This window comes from Amycolatopsis sp. NPDC059235 (genome assembly GCF_042754125.1).
In the GTDB taxonomy this organism is placed as follows: Bacteria; Actinomycetota; Actinomycetes; order Mycobacteriales; family Pseudonocardiaceae; genus Amycolatopsis; species Amycolatopsis albidoflava.
On the sequence record NZ_JBHZAG010000058.1, the window covers coordinates 1 to 24159 of the forward strand.

The 24159-nt window shown below is 69.4% G+C and carries 19 protein-coding genes; 4 read left to right on the forward strand and 15 right to left on the reverse strand.

Annotation, left to right across the window (positions count from 1 at the left end; all coding sequences use genetic code 11):
- Window positions 1-313 precede the first annotated feature (313 nt).
- From ACFXI3_RS30765 to topA, 3 genes are all read right to left on the reverse strand, one after another.
- The gene (locus ACFXI3_RS30765; RefSeq protein WP_344265608.1) at window positions 314-1162 is read right to left on the reverse strand and encodes an ESX secretion-associated protein EspG; all 849 of its coding nucleotides are present in this window, start codon (window positions 1160-1162) and stop codon (window positions 314-316) included.
- A gap of 63 nt (window positions 1163-1225) precedes the next feature.
- Window positions 1226-2389, reverse strand: coding sequence for an MFS transporter (locus tag ACFXI3_RS30770; protein WP_378404220.1), 1164 nt, complete (start codon window positions 2387-2389; stop codon window positions 1226-1228).
- A gap of 61 nt (window positions 2390-2450) precedes the next feature.
- Entirely contained in the window at window positions 2451-5330 is a 2880-nt protein-coding gene (gene topA, locus ACFXI3_RS30775; RefSeq protein ID WP_378404222.1) for a type I DNA topoisomerase, read from the reverse strand.
- Between the two features lie 306 nt (window positions 5331-5636).
- On the opposite strand from topA, the gene ACFXI3_RS30780 reads away from it, so the two are divergent.
- Window positions 5637-6452: a serine protease gene (locus ACFXI3_RS30780; RefSeq protein ID WP_378404224.1), complete on the forward strand. Its 816-nt coding sequence runs from the start codon at window positions 5637-5639 to the stop codon at window positions 6450-6452.
- Between the two features lie 65 nt (window positions 6453-6517).
- On the opposite strand, the gene ACFXI3_RS30785 is transcribed toward ACFXI3_RS30780, so the two are convergent.
- Both ACFXI3_RS30785 and ACFXI3_RS30790 read right to left on the reverse strand, forming a co-directional pair.
- Window positions 6518-7219 (reverse strand): hypothetical protein, encoded by a 702-nt coding sequence (locus tag ACFXI3_RS30785; RefSeq protein ID WP_378404226.1) that lies wholly within the window; start codon window positions 7217-7219, stop codon window positions 6518-6520.
- Window positions 7220-7284: 65 nt separating this feature from the next.
- Entirely contained in the window at window positions 7285-8064 is a 780-nt protein-coding gene (locus ACFXI3_RS30790; RefSeq protein WP_378404228.1) for a lipase family protein, read from the reverse strand.
- A gap of 383 nt (window positions 8065-8447) precedes the next feature.
- Between ACFXI3_RS30790 and ACFXI3_RS30795 the strand changes: the two genes are divergently transcribed.
- Window positions 8448-9215, forward strand: coding sequence for a nucleotidyltransferase domain-containing protein (locus ACFXI3_RS30795; RefSeq protein WP_378404230.1), 768 nt, complete (start codon window positions 8448-8450; stop codon window positions 9213-9215).
- Here ACFXI3_RS30795 and ACFXI3_RS30800 read toward each other — a convergent pair.
- Together ACFXI3_RS30800 and ACFXI3_RS30805 are read right to left on the reverse strand one after the other, a co-directional pair.
- Window positions 9182-9775 carry a hypothetical protein gene (locus tag ACFXI3_RS30800; RefSeq protein WP_378404232.1) on the reverse strand — a complete coding sequence of 198 codons (594 nt, stop codon included), beginning with the start codon at window positions 9773-9775 and terminating at the stop codon, window positions 9182-9184. The two genes, ACFXI3_RS30795 and ACFXI3_RS30800, sit on opposite strands and share 34 nt — an antisense overlap.
- 131 nt (window positions 9776-9906) lie before the next feature.
- Window positions 9907-12168 carry a sodium-translocating pyrophosphatase gene (locus tag ACFXI3_RS30805; protein WP_344265633.1) on the reverse strand — a complete coding sequence of 754 codons (2262 nt, stop codon included), beginning with the start codon at window positions 12166-12168 and terminating at the stop codon, window positions 9907-9909.
- 276 nt (window positions 12169-12444) lie between these two features.
- Here ACFXI3_RS30805 and ACFXI3_RS30810 point away from each other — a divergent pair, with 276 nt between their 5' ends.
- On the forward strand, window positions 12445-15549 hold the full coding sequence (locus ACFXI3_RS30810) for a DEAD/DEAH box helicase (protein WP_378404234.1): 3105 nt from the start codon (window positions 12445-12447) through the stop codon (window positions 15547-15549).
- A 46-nt stretch (window positions 15550-15595) separates the two neighbouring features.
- Here the strand turns inward: ACFXI3_RS30810 and ACFXI3_RS30815 are convergent, their stop codons facing one another.
- From ACFXI3_RS30815 to ssd, 8 genes are all read right to left on the reverse strand, one after another.
- Window positions 15596-16216, reverse strand: coding sequence for a bifunctional DNA primase/polymerase (locus tag ACFXI3_RS30815; RefSeq protein ID WP_344265639.1), 621 nt, complete (start codon window positions 16214-16216; stop codon window positions 15596-15598).
- A gap of 925 nt (window positions 16217-17141) precedes the next feature.
- Window positions 17142-17504 (reverse strand): Rv3654c family TadE-like protein, encoded by a 363-nt coding sequence (locus tag ACFXI3_RS30820; RefSeq protein WP_378404236.1) that lies wholly within the window; start codon window positions 17502-17504, stop codon window positions 17142-17144.
- Complete coding sequence (locus ACFXI3_RS30825) at window positions 17501-17839, reverse strand: TadE family type IV pilus minor pilin (protein ID WP_378404238.1); 339 nt, start codon at window positions 17837-17839, stop codon at window positions 17501-17503. The genes ACFXI3_RS30820 and ACFXI3_RS30825 overlap by 4 nt, the downstream gene beginning before the upstream one ends.
- On the reverse strand, window positions 17839-18003 hold the full coding sequence (locus tag ACFXI3_RS30830) for a DUF4244 domain-containing protein (RefSeq protein ID WP_344265646.1): 165 nt from the start codon (window positions 18001-18003) through the stop codon (window positions 17839-17841). The genes ACFXI3_RS30825 and ACFXI3_RS30830 overlap by 1 nt, the downstream gene beginning before the upstream one ends.
- Before the next feature lie 30 nt (window positions 18004-18033).
- On the reverse strand, window positions 18034-18444 hold the full coding sequence (locus ACFXI3_RS30835; protein WP_377926767.1) for a type II secretion system F family protein: 411 nt from the start codon (window positions 18442-18444) through the stop codon (window positions 18034-18036).
- A 281-nt stretch (window positions 18445-18725) separates the two neighbouring features.
- Complete coding sequence (locus tag ACFXI3_RS30840; protein WP_378404241.1) at window positions 18726-19478, reverse strand: type II secretion system F family protein; 753 nt, start codon at window positions 19476-19478, stop codon at window positions 18726-18728.
- Between the two features lie 413 nt (window positions 19479-19891).
- On the reverse strand, window positions 19892-21043 hold the full coding sequence (locus ACFXI3_RS30845) for a TadA family conjugal transfer-associated ATPase (protein WP_378404243.1): 1152 nt from the start codon (window positions 21041-21043) through the stop codon (window positions 19892-19894).
- The gene (gene ssd / locus ACFXI3_RS30850; RefSeq protein WP_378404245.1) at window positions 21044-22102 is read right to left on the reverse strand and encodes a septum site-determining protein Ssd; all 1059 of its coding nucleotides are present in this window, start codon (window positions 22100-22102) and stop codon (window positions 21044-21046) included. It lies immediately after the preceding gene.
- Between the two features lie 692 nt (window positions 22103-22794).
- Here ssd and ACFXI3_RS30855 point away from each other — a divergent pair.
- Entirely contained in the window at window positions 22795-23616 is an 822-nt protein-coding gene (locus ACFXI3_RS30855; protein ID WP_378404247.1) for an HAD family hydrolase, read from the forward strand.
- Window positions 23617-24159: the final 543 nt, after the last annotated feature.

Below are 24159 nucleotides of genomic sequence, written 5' to 3' on the forward strand. Positions count from 1 at the left end.
GCCCCCAGGCCGTGCGCACTGCCCCTCCACACGCCGACTTAAAGGCGATCCCGCCGCGGCGGCGGAGCCGACGCCATAAAACACAGTTTGCCGCGCAGACCCGCAAACCCATCCCCGGCTAACCCGGCCACGCCAAACCCAGCCCCGGCCAACCCGGCTCCGGCTAACCCGGCCACGCCAAACCCAACCCCCGCTAACCGAGCCCCGGCTAACTCAACCCCCGGCCAACCCAGCCACACCAAACTCAGCTCCAGCTAACCCAGCCACTTCACCCCCACCCCCGGCACCCCCAACCCTGGCAACCCCACCCCCGTCAAATACAACTCCGCACCGCCTCCACGATCCAAGCCTCCGCAGTCCCCCGAGTAGCCGGTGACCACGTCACCACCCATCCACCCCCACCCTTCGGCGCGGCCCGAAACTGATACCGCCCCTGGTCGTTGTCCACCAGCCCGAACGCCCCGTGCGGATACTCCGCCAACACCGAGTCCCGCACAGCCAAATCCACCAGCACCGTCCCCTGCCGAGGCCGAGCCACCGCCGCCCGGATCACATCCAGATCCCCCCACGCCGCCCGAGGGATCAGGCCGCTGTCATCAGTCTCAATACGCACCGCGGGGCCCGGACCAGGCGGCCGGTCCGGCAGGCCGTCGAACACCCATCCGGGCAGTGCGCTGAGCATTCCGGACCGCAGCCGCGCCCGGCGGCCCAGTTTGCTCATCACCGTGGTGAAGTCCTCGTCTCCGAAGAACCGCACCTCCCACGGCTCCTCGCTCGCCGGGAACACCCCGGTGACCACTCCCCGGATGAACCCTCCGCGCAGCACTCGGTACAGCTCGACCGCCTCGGCGGTCACCTCGCCGTCGGCGGCGAGCCCGAGCGCGGCCATCCCGGCGACGAACCGCGTGTACTGCTCCACCTCCTCGGCCAGCCCGGCGCCGAGCATCGGCCCGAACGACTGCCGGACCTCCTCGGCGAGGCTCAGTCCCGAAGCCGCTCCGGCGGGCTCCTCCTCGGCCAGCACGGGCGGCACCTCGAAATGCGGGTCGTAGAACTCCATCACCGAAGGCCGCTGCGGCATCTCAGCCCGCAGCGGTCCGATGACCTCGTCGATGACGTCGAAGACGACGGGTGCTGAACTGCTCACCCCGTCATTGAACACCCTGGTACCGACAATTTCTCGAACTTTTGTTCGAGTCAACCCATCCGTGCGCCGAGCGGTCGGTCAGCGCCGCGAAACCGGATCGCCGGCACGCATCGTCGGGGCCAGGAAGCCGACCGCCACCACGAGAGCGCCGACCACCGCGAGCGCCCAGTGCAGGCCGATCCCGCCGCTCAGGCCGCTGACCAGCACCGGACCGGCGAGGAACCCGAGATACCCGCACGCCGCGACAGCCGCGATCGCCCGGCCCGGCACCTCCGGCTGCTTGCGTCCGGCCGCGCTCCACGCGAGCGGCACCATCCCGGACACCCCAAGCCCGACCACGGCGAACCCGATCACCGAGACCACCGGCACCGGAACCGCGACCACCAGCACGAACCCGGCGACCGTCACCGCGGTCGCGACCCGCATGAACAGCACCGCACCAACGCGCTCGACGACCCGGTCCGCCACCGTGCGCACCGCGATCATCGTGATCGAGAACGCGAAGTAACCCAACGACGCGACGGCCGCGCTCGCCGTGGTGACCTCGCGGAGGTACACCGCACTCCAGTCGTTCACCGTGCCTTCCGCGACGAAACCGCAGAACGCGATCACGCCCAATGGGATCAATGCCTTGCTGGGCAAGGCAAACGCCGCTTCACCCTGTCCGCGGTCAGCGCCCGGCAGGAATTGCGAAGCAGCGAAGATCGCGAGCACCAGAAGCACCACGCCAGCGGCAGTGAAGTGCGCTTCGATCGGCACGCGCCACAGCTCCATCAGCGCCGCGACACCCGAGCCAGCCAGCCCGCCGATGTTCCAGAAAGCGTGGAACCCGGCGAAAATCGGTCGCCCGTAAGCCTCTTCGACGCGCGCGGCGTGCGCGTTCATCGACACATCCAGCAGGCTGTTGCCCACCCCGAGCACCACCAGCGCGGCGACGAACAGCGGCACGTCCGGCGCGAAGGCGACGAGCGGCAGTCCTCCGCACAGCACGGCAGCCCCGCACAGCACCCCGCGCCGGCTGCCGATCTTCGTGATCAACGGTCCCGCGGCCAGCAACGCGACGACCGAACCCGCAGCAAGCCCGAACAGCCCGATCCCGAGTTCTCCGGCGCTGAGTCCGAGTTTCGCTTGCACCGCAGGCACTCGAGCCGCCCACGAAGCGAATGCCGCACCACACACCGCGAAAACCACGGAAACCGCGGCGCGAGCGCGCTGTGTCTCCCCCAACCGTGTCTCCCCCATCCGTCCCCCTGACACGAGAAAGGGCCACCCGGAGTTTTCCAGGTGGCCCTTCAGATCCTCGTTACTTCGACTTCGTCGCCGTACTGCTCCGCTTGGCCGGAGCCTTCTTCGCAGTCGTCGACTTCGCCGCCGCCGACTTGGTCGTGGTCGACTTCGCCGCGGTGGACTTCGCCGGCGCCTTGCGCGTCGTGGTCCGCTTCTTCGGAGCCGGACCCTTCGCGCGCTTCTCCGCCAGCAGTTCGGCCCCGCGCTCCGCGGTGAGTTCCTCGATGCTGTCGGACTTCCGCAATGTCGCGTTGTACTCGCCGTCGGTCACGTACGGGCCGAAGCGGCCGTCCTTGACCACCATCGGCTTGCCCGACACCGGGTCGTCGCCGAGTTCCTTCAGCGGCGGACGCGCGGTAGCCGACCGGCCGCGCTGCTTCGGCTCCGAATAGATCTTCAGCGCCTCTTCCAGCGTGATCGAGAACAGCTGGTCCTCGGTCTGGATCGACCGCGAGTCCGTGCCCTTCTTCAGGTACGGCCCGTAGCGCCCGTTCTGCGCGGTGATCTCGTCGCCCGACTCTGGGTCCTTGCCCACGACGCGCGGCAGCGACAGCAGCTTCAGCGCGTCGTCGAGCGTGATCGTCTCGACCGACATCGACTTGAACAGCGAGCCCGTACGCGGCTTCGGCAGCTTCGCCTTCGCGGCCTTCTTCTGCGCCGCGGTGGCGTCCTCGGGCAGCTCCGGCTCAGGCAGCAGCTCCGTGACGTACGGGCCGAAGCGGCCTTCCTTCGCCACGATCTCGTGTCCGCTGACCGGGTCGGTGCCCAGCACCCGGCCTTCCTGCGGCGTCGCGAAGAGCTTCTCCGCGATCTCCGCGGTCAGCTCGTCCGGCGGCAGGTCTTCGGGCAGGTTCGCGCGCTGCGACTCGCCGTTGACCTCGCGCTCCAGATACGGGCCGTACCGGCCGACGCGCACCACGACCTGGTGGCCTTCGGCGTCGCTGAACATCGGGATCGAGTTGATCTCGCGCGCGTCGATGCCCTCGACGCTGCCGTCGACCAGCTTCTTCAGCCCGCCCAGCCGGCCGACCGAGCCCTCGACGCCGAAGTCGCCGCCGAAGTAGAACTTCGACAGCCATTCGACGCGGTGCTCGTCGCCGCTGGCGATGCGGTCCAGCTCGTCCTCGAGACCGGCGGTGAAGTTGTAGTCCACCAGCCGTTCGAAGTGCCGCTCCAGCAAGCCGATCACCGCGAACGCGACCCACGACGGGACAAGGGCGGAGCCCTTCTTCCAGACGTAGCCGCGGTCCTGGATGGTCTTGATGATCGACGCGTAGGTCGACGGGCGGCCGATGCCCAGCTCTTCCAGCTTGCTGACCAGGCTCGGCTCGGAGTAGCGCGCGGGCGGCGACGTGGAGTGGCCGTCCGCGGACAGCTCGGGCGCGGTCAGGCCCTGGTCCTTGACCAGCACCGGAAGCCGGCTCTGCTTGTCGTCGGCCTCGCCGCCGGCCTCGCTGTCGACTGCCTCGACGTACGCCTTCAGGAAGCCCGCGAAGGTGATCGTGCGACCCGAAGAGGCGAAGGTGCACTCCTCGCCGGTCGCCGCGGTGCCGACGATGCGCACCGACATCGTGGTGCCCTTCGCGTCCGCCATCTGCGACGCGATGGTGCGCTGCCAGATCATCTCGTAGAGCCGGAACTCGTCGGTGTCCAGCTCTTTCGCGACCTGCCCCGGCGTACGGAAGACCTCGCCCGACGGACGGATCGCCTCGTGCGCTTCCTGCGCGTTCTTGACCTTGCGCGTGTACTGGCGCGGCGACGGCGAGACGTACTCCTTGCCGTACAGCTGCGTTGCCTGGCTGCGCGCGGCCGTGATCGCCGACTCCGACAGCGTCGTGGAGTCGGTACGCATATAGGTGATGTAACCGTTCTCGTACAGCTTCTGCGCGACTCGCATCGTGCGCTCGGAGGTGAAGCGCAGCTTGCGGCCCGCCTCCTGCTGCAGCGTCGACGTCATGAACGGCGCGTACGGCTTCCGCGTGTACGGCTTCTCTTCGACGCTCGCGACCTTGAAGTCACGCCCGTTCAACGCCTGAGCCAGCGCCCGCGCGTCGGACTCGCCGAGCACGCGGATGTCCGCGGCGTTGCCCTTGAGCTGACCGTTGGAGTCGAAGTCGCGACCCGTCGCGAGGCGCGAGCCGTCGACCGCGACGAGGCGCGAGGGGAACGTACGCGGCGAAGCGTCCGCACCGGCGTCCATGGTCGCCGAGATGTCCCAGTACGACGCCGAGGTGAAGCGCATCCGCTCGCGCTCGCGCTCCACGACGATCCGCGTCGCCACGGACTGCACGCGGCCTGCCGAGAGCTTCGGCATGACCTTCTTCCACAGCACCGGCGAGACCTCGTAGCCGTACAGCCGGTCGAGGATGCGGCGGGTCTCCTGCGCGTCGACGAGGTCGGCGTCCAGCTCGCGGGTGGCCGCGGCGGCCGCCTGGATGGCCTGCTCGGTGACCTCGTGGAAGACCATCCGGCGCACCGGGACCTTGGGCTTCAAGGTCTCCAGCAGGTGCCACGCGATGGCCTCGCCCTCGCGGTCGGGGTCCGTCGCGAGGTAGAGCTCGTCGACGTCCTTCAGCAGCCCCTTCAGCTCGGTGACCTTGGACTTCTTGTCCGGGGTGACGATGTACAGCGGCTTGAAGTCGTTGTCGATGTCGACCCCGAGCCGCGCCCACGACTCGCCCTTGTACTGCGCGGGGACGTCGGCGGCGCCGCGGGGCAGGTCCCGGATGTGCCCGACGGAGGACTCGACGACGTAGTTGCCGCCGAGATAGGGGGCGATCTTGCGGGCCTTGGTTGGCGACTCGACGATCACCAGCCGCCGTCGATCGGCACCGCTGCCCCCGGTACCGCTCTTCTTGGTCCGTGTTCCTGCCACGCTGCCCTGCTCTCCACTCATCTCCGCGCCGCCGCAGCGGCGCTCTCACCCCTGCACCAGAGGGGTACTGCGCCCGCGTCTCGACCTGTCAGTGTGCACGTCCCCGGTGTCCGCGCAGCGTCGAGGTGCCCTGTCGAGCCGCCGGGCCCTTGCCCGTCGGATCGCCGCTGACCTCGGCGATGTTTCTCCTCCACACCTAGCACGTGATGTCGGACACGTGCCGTGCAGGGTAACTGGTCATACCACCGATACCCTCCGTTAGACGGTGGCGGGTCCAAGTAAGTCGACGGTTCACTTATTCCTCCCCCCAGCCGAAAGGAACCCACCATGATCCGCCGACTGGTTGGCGTCGCGATCGCCGTCACGGCGACATTCGCGCTGGTCACCGCCCCCGAAGCAAGTGCGGCGACCACCACGTTCACCGGCGCCGTGGCGCTGTCCAACTGCTCCGGTTCAGTCGTGAAACCGGCCGCCACGCCGATGGACGCGCCCGCGATGGTGCTGTCGAACGGCCACTGCCTCGAGGAAGGCATGCCCGATCCGGGCCAGGTGATCGTCGGACAGGCCTCGAACCGGTCGTTCGACCTCCTCTCGCCGGACGGGCAGAGCTCGGTGGGCACCGTGACCGCGACCAAGGTCGTCTACGCGACGATGACCGACACCGACATCTCGCTGTACCAGCTGTCCGACACCTACGCCGACATCCAGCAGAAGTACAACGTGCCGCCGCTCGAGCTGGTCAACAGCCACCCGCAGGCGGGCACGCCGATCGACGTGGTGTCCGGGTACTGGAAGCAGATCTACTCCTGCTCGATCGACGGTTTCGTGCACGAACTGCACGAGAACAACTGGGTCTGGAAGGACTCGATCCGCTACGTGCCGGGCTGCGCGACCATCGGCGGCACGTCGGGTTCGCCGGTCGTCGACCGCACCACCGGCAAGGTCATCGGCGTGAACAACACGTCCAACGACAACGGCGAGAGCTGCACGCTGAACAACCCGTGCGAGGTCGACGAAGCCGGCAACACGACCGTGCGGCCGAACTACAAGTACGGCCAGGAGACCTACGGCATTCCGGCCTGCCTGACCCCGGCCAACGAGATCGACCTCAACCAGCAAGGCTGCACCCTGCCGAAACCGTAAGACTTCCCCACCGGAAAGGTCCCTCGTCGCTTCGCTGAGCGACGGGGGCCTTTTCTTGTGCGCAGCTACCCGACAGCCTCCAGTAAATACTGTGCGGGGCTCTCCGCCGGAGCCCCTCGACGCGGCCCGTCTGGCGTCCGTTCGCGGCGCTCCCCGGCCGGTGGCAGCTCCGGCCAGACCGACTCCGCCCCAGCGGGCGGTTCGCCGATCAGCTCCAGCAGTCCGGCCAGCTTCCGTCGCCCGCTCACCCGCACCGCGGGCAGCTCCGCCTTCGGCCCGAGCAGCCGCGCCTGGACGCCCAGCGCCGCGAGCGCGGTCAGCAATTCCTCGTGCATCCCCGGGGCCAGCGGATCGACGCCCAGCAGGTAGCCGCCGGGTTCGGGACGGCCTGCCGCGAGCGCCCACATCCGCAGCATCGCGCCGCTCAGCCGGAAGCCGCCCGGCACCGCCTTGCCCGAATCGTCCTCCACCGGACCGGTGTGCCCCGGCCGCAGCCATTGCTCGGCGAACCCGAGCAGATCGACCCGGAACGACGTGCGCACCTGCGATCTGCCGCATTCGGCCACCGCGACCTGCGCGTCCGCGCCCCGGCCGCGGCATTCCCTCGCCAGCACCCGAGCCCGCCACGACTCCTCGACCAGCACCGACAGCCGCGCCGCCGTGCGGCCGAACCCGGTGATCTGTCCTTGGCAGCACAACAGCCCGGCCAGGTCTGGCAGGCCTGGGCCGGTCGCCTCCGCCGAAAACAGCGAGATCGTCCGATCCACGCCGCCGATGATAGAACACAAGTTCGATTGAACGCGAGGGTCACGCTCAGGTTTTCCCCGATCGGTCAGCAGGTGCTGGGAGCGGGGCTTCCGGCGAAGCGCCCGGCAAGCCAGTCGAGCGCGGTGGGCGTGGCGACGGCGTAGTTGGCGATGTGGCCGAGCGCGGTGCCGGGCAGGACCGAAGGGAGCCGGATGTCGTCGACTTGCACAGTCGCGCCGCGACGGCACCAGTCGGCGGCAGTGGTGCGTACGGCTGGCGCGGGGACGATGTCGTCGTTGTCGCCAGTGGACATGAGCACCGGCGCGGACGGCGAGATGGCACCGAGCCGATGGGACGCGAGGATGGCGCGAGTTTCGGGATTCGCGTTGAGCATCGCGATAATCGACTCGCCGCGGGCGGTGAAGTCGCCGGAGCGGCGGTAACCGTAGTCGAGCGCGGTTTCCACGACGCATTGCCCGGAAACCTTCTGCAGCATGGCTTTCCCCGCGTCGTTGAGTCCGGCCTGGATGACCGGCGCGGTGTGCGGATAGGCGGCGATGATCCCGTTGAGGTAGTAGCCGAGAACGCCGGACAGCAGGGTGTCGGAGAGCTTGTCGGAGAGTGCCGCGAGATCAGTGGGAGCAGCGCCCACATAGGACCCGCGGAGATCGAGTTCGGGAGCGTAGGCACGCGCCGCTTCGGCCGCGCCGCCCGCTGCGCCGCCGCCCTGGGAGTAGCCCCAGAAGGCGACCGGGCCGCTCGGGGCCGGAGTGCCCGGCAGCCGCTGAGCGGCGCGGGCGGCGTCGATGACCGCGTAGCCGCGGATGAGCAGGCTGGCCATGGCAGCGACTTCGTAGCCCGCCATGAGATCGAAGGGCGGGCGGTAGTGCACGGGTGTGTTGAGCAGCTTCGACGGCGCGCACTGGTCGCCCTGCCCGTGCGTGCCGACCGCGAGGGAGACCAGCGGACGCGGTCCCGGGCCGCGCCAAGCTACCGTCGGCGCGAGCGGCCCAGAGGCGAGGGTTCGGTACGGATCAGGTCGCCAGGCTTCCCCGCAGGCAGGAAACCGGCGGGGTGCAGAAGTCCGTCGACGCTACAGCCGCGCTGATCAGCGCAGAGACCGCGACCAGCACGGCTGCGGCTGCGCGATCGGCGCTGTCGAGGGGATGCCTGCGTCATTGATTGCAGCCTGAAGCGCCAGTGCCGGTATACTAATACCGGTATGGCAATACCGGCCTGGGAGGGAGCTTGTTCAAGGTCGCCGAACGCGTCCAGATCCGCGACGAGCTGATCGCCTCGGCCCGCCAGGACGTCGACATCGCCGGAGCCGCCCTGGTCGGTTCGACCGCTCGCGGAACCGAGGACCGATGGTCGGACATCGATCTCGTCCTCCAGCTCGCGGAGAACGCGAACGAAGCCGCGGTAGTCGCGCGCTGGACGCGCTCGCTCGACGAGAAGTTCGGAGTCGCCGACACCCTCGACGTCATCTCACGCGAGGGAGTTCGCTACCGAGTCTTCCTCCTCGGCTCCTCGCTTCAGGTCGATGTGTCGTTCTGGCCGCACGAGCTCTTCCGCGCCACCGAGGACAGCTTCCAGCTCGTTTTCGGTCAGGCCAACGAACCGACCAGAGCCCCAAAACCGGGCAGCGAGCAGGTGATCGGCATGGCGTGGCTGTACGCGCTGCATGCCCGCTCGGCCATCGCCCGAGGTCGGACGTGGCAGGCCGTCCTGATGCTCGACGACCTACGCACCCAGATCATCGCGCTGGAATGCCTGCGGCACGGCTTGAATCCTTGGCACGGACGTGAAGTCGACCAGCTGCCCGCGCCGGTGCTGGAGACGTTGCGGGACGGCCGGGCGGCGTCGGTCGGCTTGGATGAGCTCGAACGGTCTCGGCAGGTCCTGCTTCAGCACTACCTGGCCGTCGTCGAACACCACGACGCGGAGCGGGCCGTCGCCCTTCGGCGGGCACTCGATCCTGTTCAGCGCGGCGCGGGCGGCACCACCAATTGCTGACAGCCCGCCGCGCGCTTGCCCGCCGCGGACAGGGCTGGTGTCGCGTCCAAGCCCTTGAGGACGTCGAGGCGGGAAATCTGGTCGATAGCCGACTTCGCGTCGTCCAGCGCTGCCTTCACCGCGTCGGGATCGGCGGCCGCCTCGAGTTTGCCGCGCACCTCGTCGGCCTGCTGCCGCACCGAGGTGAATTGACCGAGCAAAGCGGTGCGCGCCGGTTCGCCGCCGGGCAACGGCGCGGGGCCGACCCGGTGCAGTCCGGACACGGTCTGGTCGATGCCGGTGGCGACTGACGCCAGGAGATCGCTGGACGTGCGCGTGGCCTGCGCCGACGAACTCGGGTCGATCGAGGGCAGATTCGCCAAAGCACGAACCAGATGCGTGACCGCGCCGCAGTATCCGTCGGCCCACTTCGCGGCCGGATCGACCTGGCTCGCCGCCTCCGCGTGCCCGCCGGAGGAGACCTGCTCAGCCGGCGGCGGCGGTTGCCCGCAACCCGTCAACCCGATGCCGATTCCTGTTGCCAGCGCGGCTAAACCGGTCCACCGCGGCCGCACTCGCACCACTCCCGTCCCTCGAAATCCGTGTCCTCCGCACGGTACCGACCCGCCGGTAGTCCGCAACTCGCCCCGTCTTCCGGACGCGAAAGGGCCCGGCACGCACGAGGCGTACCGGGCCCGAATGGAGCAACGCGTCAGGCTTTCGCCTCCGCCGGAGTCTCCGCCATGACACTGCCGCGCCGCTTGGACACGACGATCGCCGCGACGATCACCGCGACCGCGACCACCGCGATCACGATCCGCCACGTGGTGTCCGCGCCGCCGCCGAGCGTCAGCGTGACCACCGCGGGCGCGATCAGCACCGAGACCAGGTTCATGACCTTGATCAGCGGGTTGATCGCGGGACCGGCGGTGTCCTTGAACGGGTCGCCGACGGTGTCGCCGATGATCGTCGCCTCGTGCGCGTCGGAACCCTTGCCGCCGTGGTTGCCGTCCTCGACGAGCTTCTTGGCGTTGTCCCACGCGCCACCGGAGTTGGCGAGGAAGATCGCCATCAGCGTGCCGGTCGCGATCGCGCCGGCCAGGTACCCGGCGAGCGCACCGGTGCCGAGGCCGAAACCGACCGCGATCGGCGCGAAAACGGCCAGCAGACCCGGCGTCGCCAGCTCCCGCAGCGAATCGCGGGTGACGATGTCGACGACCCGGCCGTACTCGGGCCGCGTGGTGCCCTCCATGATCCCCGGGATCTCCCGGAACTGGCGGCGCACCTCGTACACCACCGCGCCCGCGGCGCGCGAGACCGCGTTGACCGCGAGACCGGAGAAGAGGAACACCACGGCCGCGCCGACGATCACGCCGACCAGGGTCTCCGGGCTGACGATGTTCGCGACGAACGAACCCGTGCTGCCGACGGCCTTCGAGATCGCGTCCGAGTAGGACCCGAACAGCGCGGTCGCCGCGAGCACCGCGGTGGCGATCGCGATGCCCTTGGTGATGGCCTTGGTGGTGTTGCCGACCGCGTCCAGCTCGGTGAGGATCTGCGCGGCCTTCTCGTCCACGTCGCCGGACATCTCGGCGATGCCCTGCGCGTTGTCCGAAACCGGGCCGAAGGTGTCCATCGCGACGATGACGCCGACGGTGGTCAGCAGGCCGGTGCCGGCCAGCGCCACCGCGAACAGCGCGACGCCGCCGCCGAGCAGGAACGCGCCGAACACCGCGGCGGCGATCACCAGCGCGGTGTACACGGCGGACTCGAACCCGACCGAGATACCGGACAGGATCACCGTCGCCGCACCGGTTTCCGACGTCTTGCCGACGTCCTTCACCGGCTTGTGCTCGGTGCCGGTGTAGTAGCCGGTGATGCGCAGGATCAGCGCGGCGAGCACGATGCCGATGATCACCGCGACCGTCGCGATCACCGCCGGGTTGCCGGTGTTGTGCGCGAAGCCCTCGCCGAAATCGGCGAAGCTGCTCGGCAGGTAGATGAACGCGGCGACCGCCGACAGCACCGCGGAAATGACCGCGGAGATGTAGAACGAGCGGTTGATCGTGACCAGACCGCCCTCGCCCGCGCGCGCCTTCGTGATGTAGACGCCGATCACCGCGGTGATCACGCCGATGGCGGGCACGATCAGCGGGAAGATCAGGCCGTGCGCGCCGAACGCGGAGCTGCCGAGGATCAGCGCGGCCACGAGCATCACCGCGTAGGACTCGAAGAGGTCCGCGGCCATGCCGGCGCAGTCGCCCACGTTGTCGCCGACGTTGTCCGCGATCGTCGCGGCGTTGCGCGGGTCGTCCTCGGGGATACCCTGCTCGACCTTGCCGACCAGGTCAGCGCCGACGTCGGCGGCCTTCGTGAAGATGCCGCCGCCGACTCGCATGAACATGGCGATCAGCGCCGCGCCGAAACCGAAGCCCTCCAACACCTTCGGTGCCTGGCCGGTGTAGACGAGCACCACGATCGCCGCGCCGAAAAGGCCGAGCCCGACGGTGATCATGCCGACCACGCCGCCGGTGCGGAACGCCACGCGCATCGCCTTCTCGCGGCCGCCTTCCTCGCGCGACGCGGCGGCCACGCGCAGGTTCGCCTGCGTGGCCAGCCACATGCCGAGGTAGCCGATGGTGAACGAGAACACCGCCCCGACGAGGAAGAAGATCGACCGGCCGATCCGTTCGCTCCAGTCGTCCGCGGGAAGCGCGAACAGGAGCAGGAACACGATCACGCCGAAGATGGCGAGGGTGTTGCGCTGCCGCTTCAGGTATGCGGCCGCACCTTCCTGCACTGCCTTCGCGATGTCCTGCATCTTGGCGGTGCCCTGGCCCGCGGCCAGCACCTCCTTGAGCAGCACGTAACCGATAGCCAGTGCGACAAGGGCGACCACGGCGACCACACCGACGATGGTGTAGCCACCCCCGGTGAGCGTGATGCCGCCCTCCGCGAGGAACTGCCGGGACATTCGTCCTCCTGGGAACGCCGTCTGGCCAGCGCGGGCCCGTCGTACCCGGCGCGCCTGCACTGGCGGGGATCTGTGCCGAAGGACACGCTAGCCGTGCAAGCAATGCACGTCTCACATGACGCTCGCCACAGTGGGTGTGGATCGAGGGAGTGTATTGGTAGTGATCTGCGCGTCCGCAATGCGTCCCGGTCACAGCACGTTCGGTAACCTTGTGTGATTGGTCACTGGATCGATCTCGGCCAGGTTTTGTCGGTGCCCTGTGCGAAGCTTCGGCACGTGGTGGGAGAGCGAGGACGGAGGCTGCTGGACCGGGTCACAGCGGGGATCCCGGCGCACGAGAATCCGGTGACGCACGTGTCCCGGCTGCCGGAACGCGCGGCCCGGCACGAGCCGTGGCCGGAGTGGGCGGAGCCGTCGGTCGTGGCCGCGTTCGGCGCGGCCGGAGTGGAAAAACCGTGGCGGCACCAGGCCGAGGCGGCTTCGCTGGCGCATTCGGGCACGCATGTCGTGGTGTCCACCGGCACCGCGTCCGGGAAGTCGCTGGCGTATCAGCTGCCGGTGCTCAGCGCGCTGGCCGCGGACGGGCGGGCGACCGCGCTGTACCTCTCGCCGACGAAGGCGCTCGGCGCTGATCAGCTGCGCGCGGTGTCCACTTTGGACGTCGCGGGCGTGCGCGCGGCGGCGTTCGACGGGGACACCCCGATGACAGAGCGCGACTGGGTCCGCGCACACGCGAACTGGGTGTTCAGCAACCCCGACATGCTGCACCGCGGCATCCTTTCGGCGCACTCCCGATGGACGCAGTTCTTCCGCCGGCTGCGGTATGTGGTGGTCGACGAATGCCACAGCTATCGCGGCGTCTTCGGCTCGCACGTCGCGCTGTTGCTGCGCCGCCTGCGCCGGGTGGCGGAGCACTACGGCGCGTCGCCGGTGTTCGTGCTGGCTTCGGCGACCACCGCTTCGCCTGCCTCATTCGCCACGCGCCTCACCGGGGTCGAGTGTTCCGCGGTCACCGATGACGCATCGCCGCGCGGGGCGCGCACGGTCGCGCTGTGGGAGCCGCCGCTGCTGGACGAACTGACTGGGGAGAACGGCGCGCCCGTCCGCCGTCCGGCCGGGGTCGAGACCGCGCGGATTCTCACCGAGCTGGTGGTCGAAGGCGCGCGATCGCTGGCTTTCGTCCGCTCCCGCCGCGGAGCCGAGCTGACCGCGCTTGGCACCCGCCGCCTGCTGTCCGAAGTGGACCCTCGGTTGGCGGATACCGTTGCCGCGTACCGGTCCGGCTATCTCCCTGAGGAGCGTCGGGCGCTAGAGCAAGCCCTGCTCTCTGGTCGCCTGCTAGGTGTCGCGACCACGAATGCGTTGGAGCTGGGCGTCGACATCGCCGGACTGGACGCCGTGGTCCTGGCGGGTTATCCCGGAACTCTCGCGTCTTTCTGGCAGCAATCCGGCCGCGCCGGGCGTTCGGGCGATGAAGCCTTGGTGGTGTTCGTCGCGCGGGATGATCCGCTCGACACGTACCTGGTGCACCATCCGGCCGCGTTGCTGGAACGCCCGGTGGAGACGGCGGTGCTGGACCCGACGAACCCGTACGTGCTGGGCCCGCAGCTCGCGTGCGCCGTCGCGGAGTTGCCGCTCACCGAACCAGAACTGGAAACCTTCGGCGGCGACGCGGCCCGGGCGGTGCTGGCGGATCTGGCGTCGGAGAAGCTGCTGCGCCGCCGGTCGAGCGGCTGGTACTGGACTTCGCGCGACCGCCCGCACGGCGAAGTCGGCATCCGCGGCTCGGGCGGCGACCAGATCGCGGTAGTGGAAGCGGACTCGGGCCGAATGCTGGGCACCGTCGACCCCGGCTCGGTTTGCTACTCGGTCCATCCGGGTGCGGTGTATTTGCACCAGGGTTCGTCGTACGTCGTCGATGAGCTGGATCTGGAGACGGGTCTCGCGCTGGTGCACGCGGAGGATCCGGACTGGACGACTTCGCCGCGCGAGATCGTGGACATTTCGGTGCTGTCGACGGAAGAACAATGCCGCCACGACGGGGTGACGGTGTGCCTGGGCGAGGTCGCGGTGACGTCGCAGGTAGTGGGATATCTGCGACGGCGGCCGTCGGGCGAGGTGCTGGACCATACGCCGCTCGACCTGCCGGAGCAGAGCCTCCACACGAGGGCGGTTTGGTACACGGTTTCGGGTGAGCTGCTGGAATCTCCGCCTGGGGTTGGCCGGGGTTCGGTGGGCTCGCGGACCGCTGGGGATCTCGGCAGAGTCGCTGCCGGGTCGGCGACCGATGGGGCGGGCGGCGAGTCGGCGGGAACCGAGTACACGTCACCAGCCATCGGGAATCCCAGCCGAATCGGCGCGGGCCCAACGAGCGGCGGGGGAGCGGGAGAGCCGGCGGGGACCGGGAGTTCGCCGGACTCCGCGGAAACCGGCGGGGCCGCCACGGCGTCATCGATCAGTGGTGCGGGTGGCGAACCAGCGGGGATCGGAAGCGTGTCACCGACCGCCGCGGAGAACGACGGGGCCGCTGCGGGGAGAGCGGCCAGCCGGGCGACTGATGAGCCGGTGGGGACCGGAAGCAAGTCGCCAACCGCCGCGGAGAACGGCGGGACCACTGAGGCGTCGGCGGCCAGCCGTGCGGTTGGCGAACCAGTGGGGACCGGAAGCACATCGCCGACTGCTGCGGAGAACGACGGGACCACTGAGGCGTCGGCGGCCAGCCGTGCGGTTGGCGAACCAGCGGGGACCGGAAGCACAGAGCCAACCGCCGCGGAGAACGGCGGGGCCGCTGCGGGGTCAGCGGCCCGTCGGGCGGATGGAGAACCGGTGGGGACCGGGGGCGCCTCGTCGGTTGTCGGGGTAACCGGCGAAGTTTCGGGGCAACCGGCGGGTGGGCGGGGGCCCGGTGCCGAGGTCGAGATCGGTGGTGCGGTGGGACCGGTGGGGACCGGGGGTGCTGGCAGAGCACCGGGGGGCGCCGGTTTGCTTCCGGCGCGCGTCCCCGGTGCCCTGCATGCCGCCGAGCACGCGGCGATCGGCCTGCTACCGCTGTTCGCTACGTGCGACCGCTGGGACATCGGCGGGGTGTCTACCGCGTGGCACGAGGACACCGGGGAGGCGACGGTGTTCGTGCACGATGGGCATCCCGGGGGTGCGGGGTTTGCCGACCGCGGTTATGCCGCGATTGTCCCGTGGCTGGCCGCTACGCGGGAGGCGATCGTCTCCTGCGAGTGCCCGACGGGCTGCCCGTCCTGCGTCCAGTCGCCGAAGTGCGGGAACGGCAACGATCCGCTGGACAAGGCAGGGGCGGTGGCCGTGCTGGGATCCGTGCTCGGGGCGTTGCGTCAGCACGGGGAACAGTGCGGCCACGGTGGAACGTGAAGACTGTCTTCGGTTGTCGCGTGCTGCCTGCCGGGGTTGAACCGGATCAGGCGGCGGTGCTCTCGACCAGCATCGGGGCGTGCTCGTCGGCGAGAGCGCGGACCAGCACGTCCTGCACCTCGGCGGCGGGCGGCAGCTGCCAGCCGCACACCTCGGGCTTCACGCGCCAGTGCACGACACCGTGCTGGAACGGCGACGGGGGCAGCGGGATGTAGCTGTCCTTGCCGTGCCACTGCACGGAAATCTGGTCGGCGAGTTCGGCCGGGAGGTGCTCGGAGGGCGAGGTGAGGAACAGCCACCGGCCGTTCGGCATCGCGACGATCGGGGCCGGGTGCCCGATGGACCGCAGCAGCCGCGCGGCGCGCTTGCCCAGTTCCTGGTCGACCTCGACCGCGTCAAGCACGGTGCCGGTCGCCACGAGCAGGCTGTGGGTGCGGTCGGAGAACCAGCTGGCGACCTCGTGGGCGTGCGAGCCGACCAGCTCACGCCACTCGTCGCGCACCGGCACCGGCCGGCGCCAGGTCAGGTCGTCCCCCTCCGCGGTGATCGGTTCCGGGGTCGCCCCCGGAAGGACCGGCCAGCCGCGCCAGGCGAGGCCGATCGCCTCCGCACGCAGTTCGATGCGGAAGGCGTTCCGCCAGCTGTCCGGCCAATTCGCGTCCAACATTGCTTTCCTGCCTTCGAGGTCCGGTTTTCGCGCCGTCCGGGTCGGGGCCGTGGTGGCGCATGTCTCACTAAACGGCAAGTTGCACATTGCGGGGAAGACTCCGCGCGACAACCGGCCGTTACCGAGCGATGAACGCCCAGTAGCCCACTGTCCGGCCGATAACAACGCACCGATCACCGGCCGCTGACCCCGCCGCCGGTCCCGCGAGAACGTGCCCACCACGGGATTCGACACTTTCTCGCCTTTCCGCAGGTGTGCTGACGCATCCCGTCGAGCAGTGCGCTGACCTGGGGATTCAACCGCTCGGCGTCCGCCAGCGACCGCTGCTCGTGGCGTTCGCCACTCGTCGCCGGCGCCGGAAAAGTCCGGACGGACGGGGTGACCCGGGGACTGGTCACCGGTCCGTCGCGCCGCCGATGAGCGGTTCCGGCGGGTGACCGGAAGGCCTCCGGCGGAGGCCCACGGTGACGGTGCAGGCGGGGCCGCGCGGGGCGTGCGGGGGCGGTTGGCAGGTTGCAACTCCCTTCGGTTGGGGCGGGCGAGGCCGGTACGGGAGTGGTTCGCGCGACTGGGCGGCAGGCCGGCGGCGGGATGGTCGGCTGGCAGCGGACTGGTGGCTGGGCGGCCGGTCGGCGGGCTGGTGGCTGGGCGGCGGGCTGGCGACTGGCCGGCTGCCAGTCGGCGGACCGGTGGAGGGCTGGGCGGCGGGCTGGCGGCTGGTTGGCAGACTGGCGACCGGCCGCGCGGCCAGCCATGGCGCTGGCGGGCCAGGTGCCGGACTGGCCGCGCATTTCGCTGTCAGTCCGGCAGCGCTCGCGTGAGCCCGCCGACCGGCCGCCGAGCGTGCGGGGACACCAGTCGCAGGTGTCGGCCCACCTCCGCTAAGCGGCCGCCGGCTCCCCGGGCTGCTCGGAGTGGTTGTCGGTCAGGGAGGTTCGTCTACTGGGCCGGCGCGGGCTTTTGCGGTGGGGGCGGGCAGGCCGGGGATCGGAGCGGTCGTGGCGCGGACCTCGATGTAAGCGTCGCGGTTGTGCCAGCGGCAGCTTGTCAGCACGGCGCGCTCGTGGTCGGCGACTTCCTGGGCCCGGGCGCAGGCGGTGGTCGGCCCGGCGGCGGCGTGCGCGGCCGCGGCCAGTGCGCCCAGGTCGGCGGCGGCTTCGGTGCGGTGGCGGGCGGTGATGGCCGCCGCCAGCCACCACACCAGGACTGTCAGGGTGATCAGGGTGGCTGCGGCCAGGGCGGTCCAGATGGTGGCGACGCCGGCGTCGCCACGGCGTTCTTGGGTCATGAGGATGGGCCTGGTTCGACGATGGCGTAGGCGGTCGCGCTCAGGTGAAGAGCTGCCAGTGCGTCAGTAGTTACTTCGGCGGTGAGGCCGTCGCCGGTGCGGTGGATGGTGAGGTGCGCGCCATTCGGGGCAATGGTTTGGACCACTGCGTCGGCGGCTCCTGGCTGTCCGGCCGCGGTGAGGCGGGCGGCTTCGCGGGCGGCGTCCAGGCATCGGAGGTGTCCGGCGATCGCGCCGGTGCCCGCTAGCAAGATCGCCAGCACGGCGGTCAGCGCGCCCAAGGACAGGGCGGCTTCTACCGTGACGAATCCGCCGTCCCGGCGACGGCTGGCCATCAGGTGGCCACCGTGAGGGCTTTTTGCACCAATCCGGCCAACGCCGCGGAGACCGAGTCTCCGCTGAGGAGCACGTAGAGCGCGACGGCGAACGCCGCCGCGGCTACCGTGCCAATGGCGTATTCGGCGGTGGTGGTGCCCTCGTCTCCGGGCAGGAACCACATGGTCGGTTGTCCTTTCTCTCGTTGACGGGTTCACAGCAGGCCGCCGATTCGCCCGGCGAGGCCGAGCACTACCGGCAGCACGCCGAGGGCGAAGAACGCTGGCAGGAAGCACAAACCGACTGGCAGGGCCAGTGCGACCCCGGCTCGTTCGGCGCGTTCTTCGGCTTCGACGCCCAGTCCGTCGCGGATGCGACGGGCCAGGTCGGCCGCGGTCGAGGCGAGTGCTGCTCCGGACCGCGCGGTACGGGTCGCGGCTACTGCCAGTTCGGCGAAGCCTGGTCTCGCTCGGGTCGGTGCCCAGGAGGGGATCGGGTCGGCGCCGAGAGCTAGCAGGTTTGCTGTTGCGTGCAGGGCGTTTTCGGTGTCTGGCGGTGCGCCGGGCGCTACCGCTTCCAGGGCGGTGGGGACTGGCATCCCGGCGCGCAGACAGGCGGCGAGCATGTCCAGAACTGACGCTGAGCGGAGTCGTTCTGAGGTGTCGTCTGGGTTTTTGGGGTGGCGGGATCGACGGAGAAGCCACCAGGTGCCCGCTCCGGCGGCTAGTCCTACTGGGATTCCGGTTAGGACGGTGGCGGACAGGGCTATGACGATTGCGGCTGCGGGATGCCAGACCTCTGGTCTCGGGGCGCGGTGGGGGCGGCTGGGTTGGGCTAGGTGCCGGGGTGGGGCGGTGTTTGGCCAGAGCAGTAACGCGGCGGCAACTAGGGCGAGGGGCAGGGCGGTCATGGGGTGGCCTTGCGGTTGGTCAGGGTTCTTGACCAGGCGGTGCCTGCCCACAGCAGAGCTGCGCCTGCGACCAGGAATGCTTGTCCGATAAGGGTTTCGGTGAGGACTGCGAGCGGGTTGGCACCGATTAGCTGCCCCATGGCCAGGCAGCCGACGGGGAGCACGGTCAGGACTATCGCGCTCATCCGCGGTCCGGCCATTCTCGCGTGCAGGCGGCGGGTGAAGGCGACTTCGGCGTCGACGTCTCGGCGGGTGGCGTCTAGGGCGTCGGCGATGGGCAGGCCGTGGCGGCGGGCGAGGTTCCAGGATTGGGCGAGCGCGGGGAGCGCGGGTGAGTCCAGGGTTCCGTCGAGGCGGGCCGCGGTGGCGAGGTTGTGGAGTTCTGAGGCTAGTTCGGGGACGGCGTCGGCGGCTGCTTCGGCGGCCATTACTGGGTGGGCACCGGCTCGTAGTTCGGAGACCATCGTGCGGAGGACGGTCGAGGTGCGTTCGGCGCGGGTCAGGGTTTCGGCGGCTTCCTTTCTGCTGCGCCATTCCTGGCGGACGGCGAGGGTGAGCAGCGCGGTGGCTATCGCTGCGCCTATTCCGCCCAGTGGCAGGGCGACGGCGGCTGGGGTTAGCCAGAGCGCGCGGCGGGGCGGGATGGGGAGACGGAAAGGGAGGCGGGGTGATGGGAGGAGACGGCTTGGGACGGCGGGCCAGCACAGGATTCCGGTGCCTGCGCAGAGGAACGGCCATGCGGAGATCAACGGGGGCACCTCGATGCTGGGGCGGTTGGGTGGCGGCGGGTTATTGCAGGGGGCGTTGTTTCTGGACGGAGTTGGGGGCGGCAGGGAGGAAGGGGCGCTCGTGTTGCGGGCTAGCCGCGGAGTCGGGGCAAAGGTCGAACGGTGAGTGGTTGATTAGGACGGGCACAGTTGGGGAACGTCGGCCGGTGAGTAGTTGCGCAGGACAGGCGCGAGGTCGGTTGAGACAGGCGCGGGATCAGTTGGGAGCAGGTGCGGGCCAGTTGGGGCAGGCCGGGGGGCGGTCGGGGCAGACGCGGGATCAGTTGGAGAAGGTCGGCTGGTGAGTGGTTGCCCGGTGTGAGCGCGGGAGCTGGCAAGCGCAGAAGTCGCGAATGCGGAAGCAGCGCGCTGGCGGCGAGCGGCCGCGCGTAGAGCTAGTCATGAGTTGGCTCCGATGTGGTCAAGGCGGTGAAGAGGGGGCGGCGGCTCGTCCAGTGACCGTCGCGCCAGATGGGGTGGGTTTTTACTTCTCCGTGGTACCGCTGCAGTACCGCGACTTCCGTCAGGCGGCGGCCAGCGGTTGTGCGGCGCATGTGGAGGATTACGCGGACTGCTGCGGATAGTTGGCTGTGCAAGGCATCCCTGGGGAGACCGCCCAGAGCAGCTAAGGCTTCCAGGCGGGCGGGGGCTTCCGCGGGAGAGTTCGCGTGCAGGGTGCAGGCGCCGCCGTCGTGGCCGGTGTTCATGGCGTTCAGCAGGGAGCACACTTCTGCTCCGCGGACTTCTCCGACGATCAGGCGGTCTGGGCGCATTCGCAGCGCTTGGCGGACTAATTCTGGGAGTTCCACTGCGCCTGCGCCTTCTACGTTGGCGGGGCGGGCGACGAGGCTGACGAACTGGGGATGGGTCGGGCGCAGTTCGCCGGCATCTTCTACGCAGACGATTCGCTCGGTTGGGGCTACTGCGCTGAGCAGGGCGCTCAGGAGGGTCGTTTTTCCGGCGCCGGTGCCGCCCGTGACGAGGAAAGCTAGGCGGTGCTTGAGGATTGCTTGGAGGATGCTCAAAGCGGTGGCGTCGATGGAGCCGTGTGCTTGGAGGGCGGCCAGGTCGTGAGTCACCGGGCGTAGGACGCGCAGCGACAGGCAGGTGCCGTTGGCGGCGATGGGCGGAAGTACGGCGTGGACGCGGATTCGGCCTTGGCGGGCGGGGAGCCAGCCGTCTACGTAGGGCTGGGCGTCGTCCAGGCGGCGGCCCGCGGCTAGGGCCAGGCGTTGCGCTAGGCGGCGGACGGCGTCCTCGTCGGGGAAGCGGATTGTGGTGTGGGTGAGGCCAAGTGGGCCGTCGGTCCATACCTCGTCGGGGGCGGTTACTAGGACGTCGGTGATGGTGTCGTCTTCCAATAAAGAGGCGAGGGGGCCTGCGCCTACGAACTCGTCTCGGGCTTGGCGGACGGCGGCTAGCACTGCGTCGTGGCTCAAGGCGCCGCCGGCTTCTGCGCGGACGGCTTCGGCTAGGGCGATGGGGTCGGTGCCCCGGCTTTGGCCTGCCAGGCGGTGGCGGACTCGTTCTACTAGGTCGGTCGTCATCTACGCGGCCTGTTCGAGGGGAAGGGGACGCAGGTTCGCCAGCACGGATCGGGCGGCGGTGGCCAGTGCGCCCTTCGGGGGCAGGTCGAATTCGCCGGATTCCAAGGTGGTGGCTACTCGGCGTTCTGGAGGTACGGAAGCGAGCACGGGCGGGCCTAGCATGCCTGCGGTTTGCGCGGCTGAGACGCCGTCGATGGGGTGTCCACTTGCGACGATCGCGAAACGCTCGGTGTGCGGGCGGAGGCGGTTCAGGACCTGTTTCGCCGCCATGCAGGCGCGGAATTCGACGGGGACGACCAGGACGACCAAGTCGGCGACGGAGGCTACGGCGACGGTGCCTTCGTCGAAGTGGCGGGGCAAATCGCAGACGACGGTGCGGCCTGCGCGGCTGCCTGCGGCGACGACTGCCGACAAGGCTCGTGGGGCCGGGCCGTCGCCGGAGCGGCCGCAGGACAGTACGGGGAGCTTGCCGCGAGTCGGGAGCGAAGCGATCAGCGAAGGGACGGAGACTCGGCCGGACAGCCGAACTTCCGGCCAACGCAGGCCTTTCGTGTGTTCCAGACCTAGCGGGAGGTCCAATCCGCCGCCTAACGGGTCGCAATCGACTAATAGCGCGGTGCTGGTGCGGGCGGCTTCTACGGCGACCGCGGCAGCAAGTACGGAGGTGCCGGAACCGCCTCGGCCGCCTACGAAAGCTATTACCGGGCCTGGGGATTCCGCTGGCGCGTCGGTGACATCGGCGAACGCGCCGGTCAGACCCGCTTCGTCGTCGGGCAGGCTGAAGACGCGGCGAGCGCCGAGTGCGGCCGCGCGGCGCCAGGTTTCCAGGCTGGGTGTGCCTTTGCAGACGAGGACGACGCTGTCGCGTGCTGGCATTGGCGGGCTGTCAGCGGCGATGTCCTCGTCCAATACCACGAGCGGGGCGCGCGTCCATCGTCCGCGTGCGGCGGCTAGGTCTGGCGCGTGGTCGAACTCGCAGCCGACTACGGCGGCGACGCGGCGGATCTCTTCGAAGACGGTTCCCTCGCCGGAGACGACGAGCGGTTGTGCGGTGGCCATGTGCCCCTCCCCTGGGTCTCGTGGGCCGGACTTCCACCGTCGCCCTCCGCCGGAGCGGTCGGCAATGCCTGTTTTTCCGTCCTGTGGATAACCCGGGGGTTGTGGACAACCGGAGGGGCGAAATCGATCCAGAACCGCCGGAGTGTCCGGCCGTACCGGACAATGCGCGGACCCGCACATTCGGACGAGAAAACGATTGCTGCGGAGAACCTCCGGAAAATCAAGTGAAAAGAAGTAAATTTGCCGCACCGGGACAAGTAACCAGCACAGCCGCAGGAGAAAACGCAGAAAAGGTAAGCGTGCGGTTAATTGATCTTGCTCGTAGACCGCGCCGGGAACGACCGGAACAGCCCAGGTCAGGGGCGAAAAAGCAGTCCGTGCAACGGTTTCCGCGGCAGACCTGAAAATTGTTCGCTCATCCGGAAACGGGGAGAATAGAAGGCGGCCCTCGCCAGGGGGGAGGGACGAGGGCCGCCAGGGGTTCAGCCCCGGGGGGTCGGACTGAACCAGCCCGGTTCACGACCGGGTCCGTTCACTGTAACTCCGTTAGCTATGAGTTGGCTGTGTGAGTGACACATACGATTCGATAACGGCACCCGAGGCCGTAAGCGAGCCGATGTCATCGATTTTCCGGCCGACGCCACGACCGGTGTGCTGCCAACAACACGGCGCGGTACGCCTATCCTGATCACGTGGCCGAACCCCGCAGCGAAGAAGCACCCCGGCGCGTCGCCGCCTTCTTCGATCTCGACAAGACGATCATCGCGTCGTCCAGCGCGCTCGCGTTCAGCAAGCCGTTGCTGCGCGAAGGACTGATCAACCGTCGCGCGGCGCTGCGAAGTGCTTACGCGCAACTGGTTTTCTCGCTCGCCGGCGCGGACGCGGACAAGACCGAGCGGATGCGCGCCGAGGTTTCCGCGCTGTGCGCGGGCTGGGATGTCGCACAGGTTTCCGCCATCGTGCGCGAAACATTGCACGACGTAGTCGATCCGCTCGTCTACGTGGAGGCGACCGACCTCATCGCGCGCCACCTCGCCGACGGACACGACGTGATCGTGCTTTCCGCGACCGGCGAGGAGGTCGCCGCTCCGGTCGCCGAGATGCTCGGCGCGACCCGCTGCGTCGCCACCCGCATGGAGATCGTCGGCGGCCGCTACTCCGGCGAGGTCGATTTCTATTGCTACGGCGAGAACAAAGCCGTCGCCGCGAAGCAGCAAGCCGCCACCTACGGCTACGACCTCGCCGACTGCTTCGCCTACACCGATTCCAGCACCGACATCCCCCTGCTGGAGGTGGTGGGTCACCCGCACGCGGTGAATCCGGACAAGGTGCTGCGCCGCACCGCGGACGAGCACGAGTGGCCGGTCCTCGCGTTCGAGCGGCCGATGTCGCTGCGCACCCGGATCCCGGCCAAGTCCGCGGGGATGGTCGCGCTCGGCGTGGGCGCGGTGGCGGCGGGCGCGACCTGGTACAGCCTCAGCCGTCGCCGCCGGTCTCGCGGCACCGACGACTGAGCACCCGCGTGGCGGTACCAATACTCCGGTTTCCGCAGCTAGGTCCGTTGCTGAGGGTGGTGTTGTCACCGGATCGAGCCTCTGTACCGGTGCACCCGTACGCGCACTTGAAGTGACCGCGCTCACGGCGTAGAAAGTAGGTGCGGACGTTGATTCGGCCAGGACAGAGGTAGAAGAGAAGCCTCTGTCACCCCGGGCAACCTCCGTGCGCGGACTCCGGGTACCCACGCGCAGCACGCCGCGGGAGGCTCGTCGTCTAGGGACTGCGTACCGGGACGCCGGACGCCGAGTCCATGAAGGTACGACCAGAGTTGCACGCTTGGTCGCCCGAGATGTTCGCGCTGACTGGCGGCGCCCGTTGGCTTCGGCTGACGGGCGCCGCCAGTGTTTATGTCCAGGCAGGCGCAGCCAGCTCCGGAGCGAGCGCAGCGGACCGAGCCAGGCTCGAAGAAATCCGCGCGCGGCCAGACCCGCACCAGGTGCCGTCCTCCCAGGTGAACCCGGCCGTTCCTGCGCTCGGCCGATGGACAACCCCGTATCGCG

Coding starts and splice junctions, on each gene's coding strand:
- ACFXI3_RS30830 (WP_344265646.1), bottom strand. CDS start 18,003: ATGTGGTTCCTGCCCGGAGACGAGGGCACCACCACCGCCGAATACGCC.
- ACFXI3_RS30790 (WP_378404228.1), bottom strand. CDS start 8,064: ATGGCGGGCTACGAAGTCGCTGCCATGGCCAGCCTGCTCATCCGCGGC.
- topA (WP_378404222.1), bottom strand. CDS start 5,330: ATGAGTGGAGAGCAGGGCAGCGTGGCAGGAACACGGACCAAGAAGAGC.
- ACFXI3_RS30770 (WP_378404220.1), bottom strand. CDS start 2,389: ATGGGGGAGACACGGTTGGGGGAGACACAGCGCGCTCGCGCCGCGGTT.
- ACFXI3_RS30820 (WP_378404236.1), bottom strand. CDS start 17,504: ATGACCCAAGAACGCCGTGGCGACGCCGGCGTCGCCACCATCTGGACC.
- ACFXI3_RS30845 (WP_378404243.1), bottom strand. CDS start 21,043: ATGACGACCGACCTAGTAGAACGAGTCCGCCACCGCCTGGCAGGCCAA.
- ACFXI3_RS30835 (WP_377926767.1), bottom strand. CDS start 18,444: ATGCTCGCCGCCTGTCTGCGCGCCGGGATGCCAGTCCCCACCGCCCTG.
- ACFXI3_RS30825 (WP_378404238.1), bottom strand. CDS start 17,839: ATGGCCAGCCGTCGCCGGGACGGCGGATTCGTCACGGTAGAAGCCGCC.
- ACFXI3_RS30805 (WP_344265633.1), bottom strand. CDS start 12,168: ATGTCCCGGCAGTTCCTCGCGGAGGGCGGCATCACGCTCACCGGGGGT.
- ssd (WP_378404245.1), bottom strand. CDS start 22,102: ATGGCCACCGCACAACCGCTCGTCGTCTCCGGCGAGGGAACCGTCTTC.
- ACFXI3_RS30780 (WP_378404224.1), top strand. CDS start 5,637: ATGATCCGCCGACTGGTTGGCGTCGCGATCGCCGTCACGGCGACATTC.
- ACFXI3_RS30815 (WP_344265639.1), bottom strand. CDS start 16,216: ATGTTGGACGCGAATTGGCCGGACAGCTGGCGGAACGCCTTCCGCATC.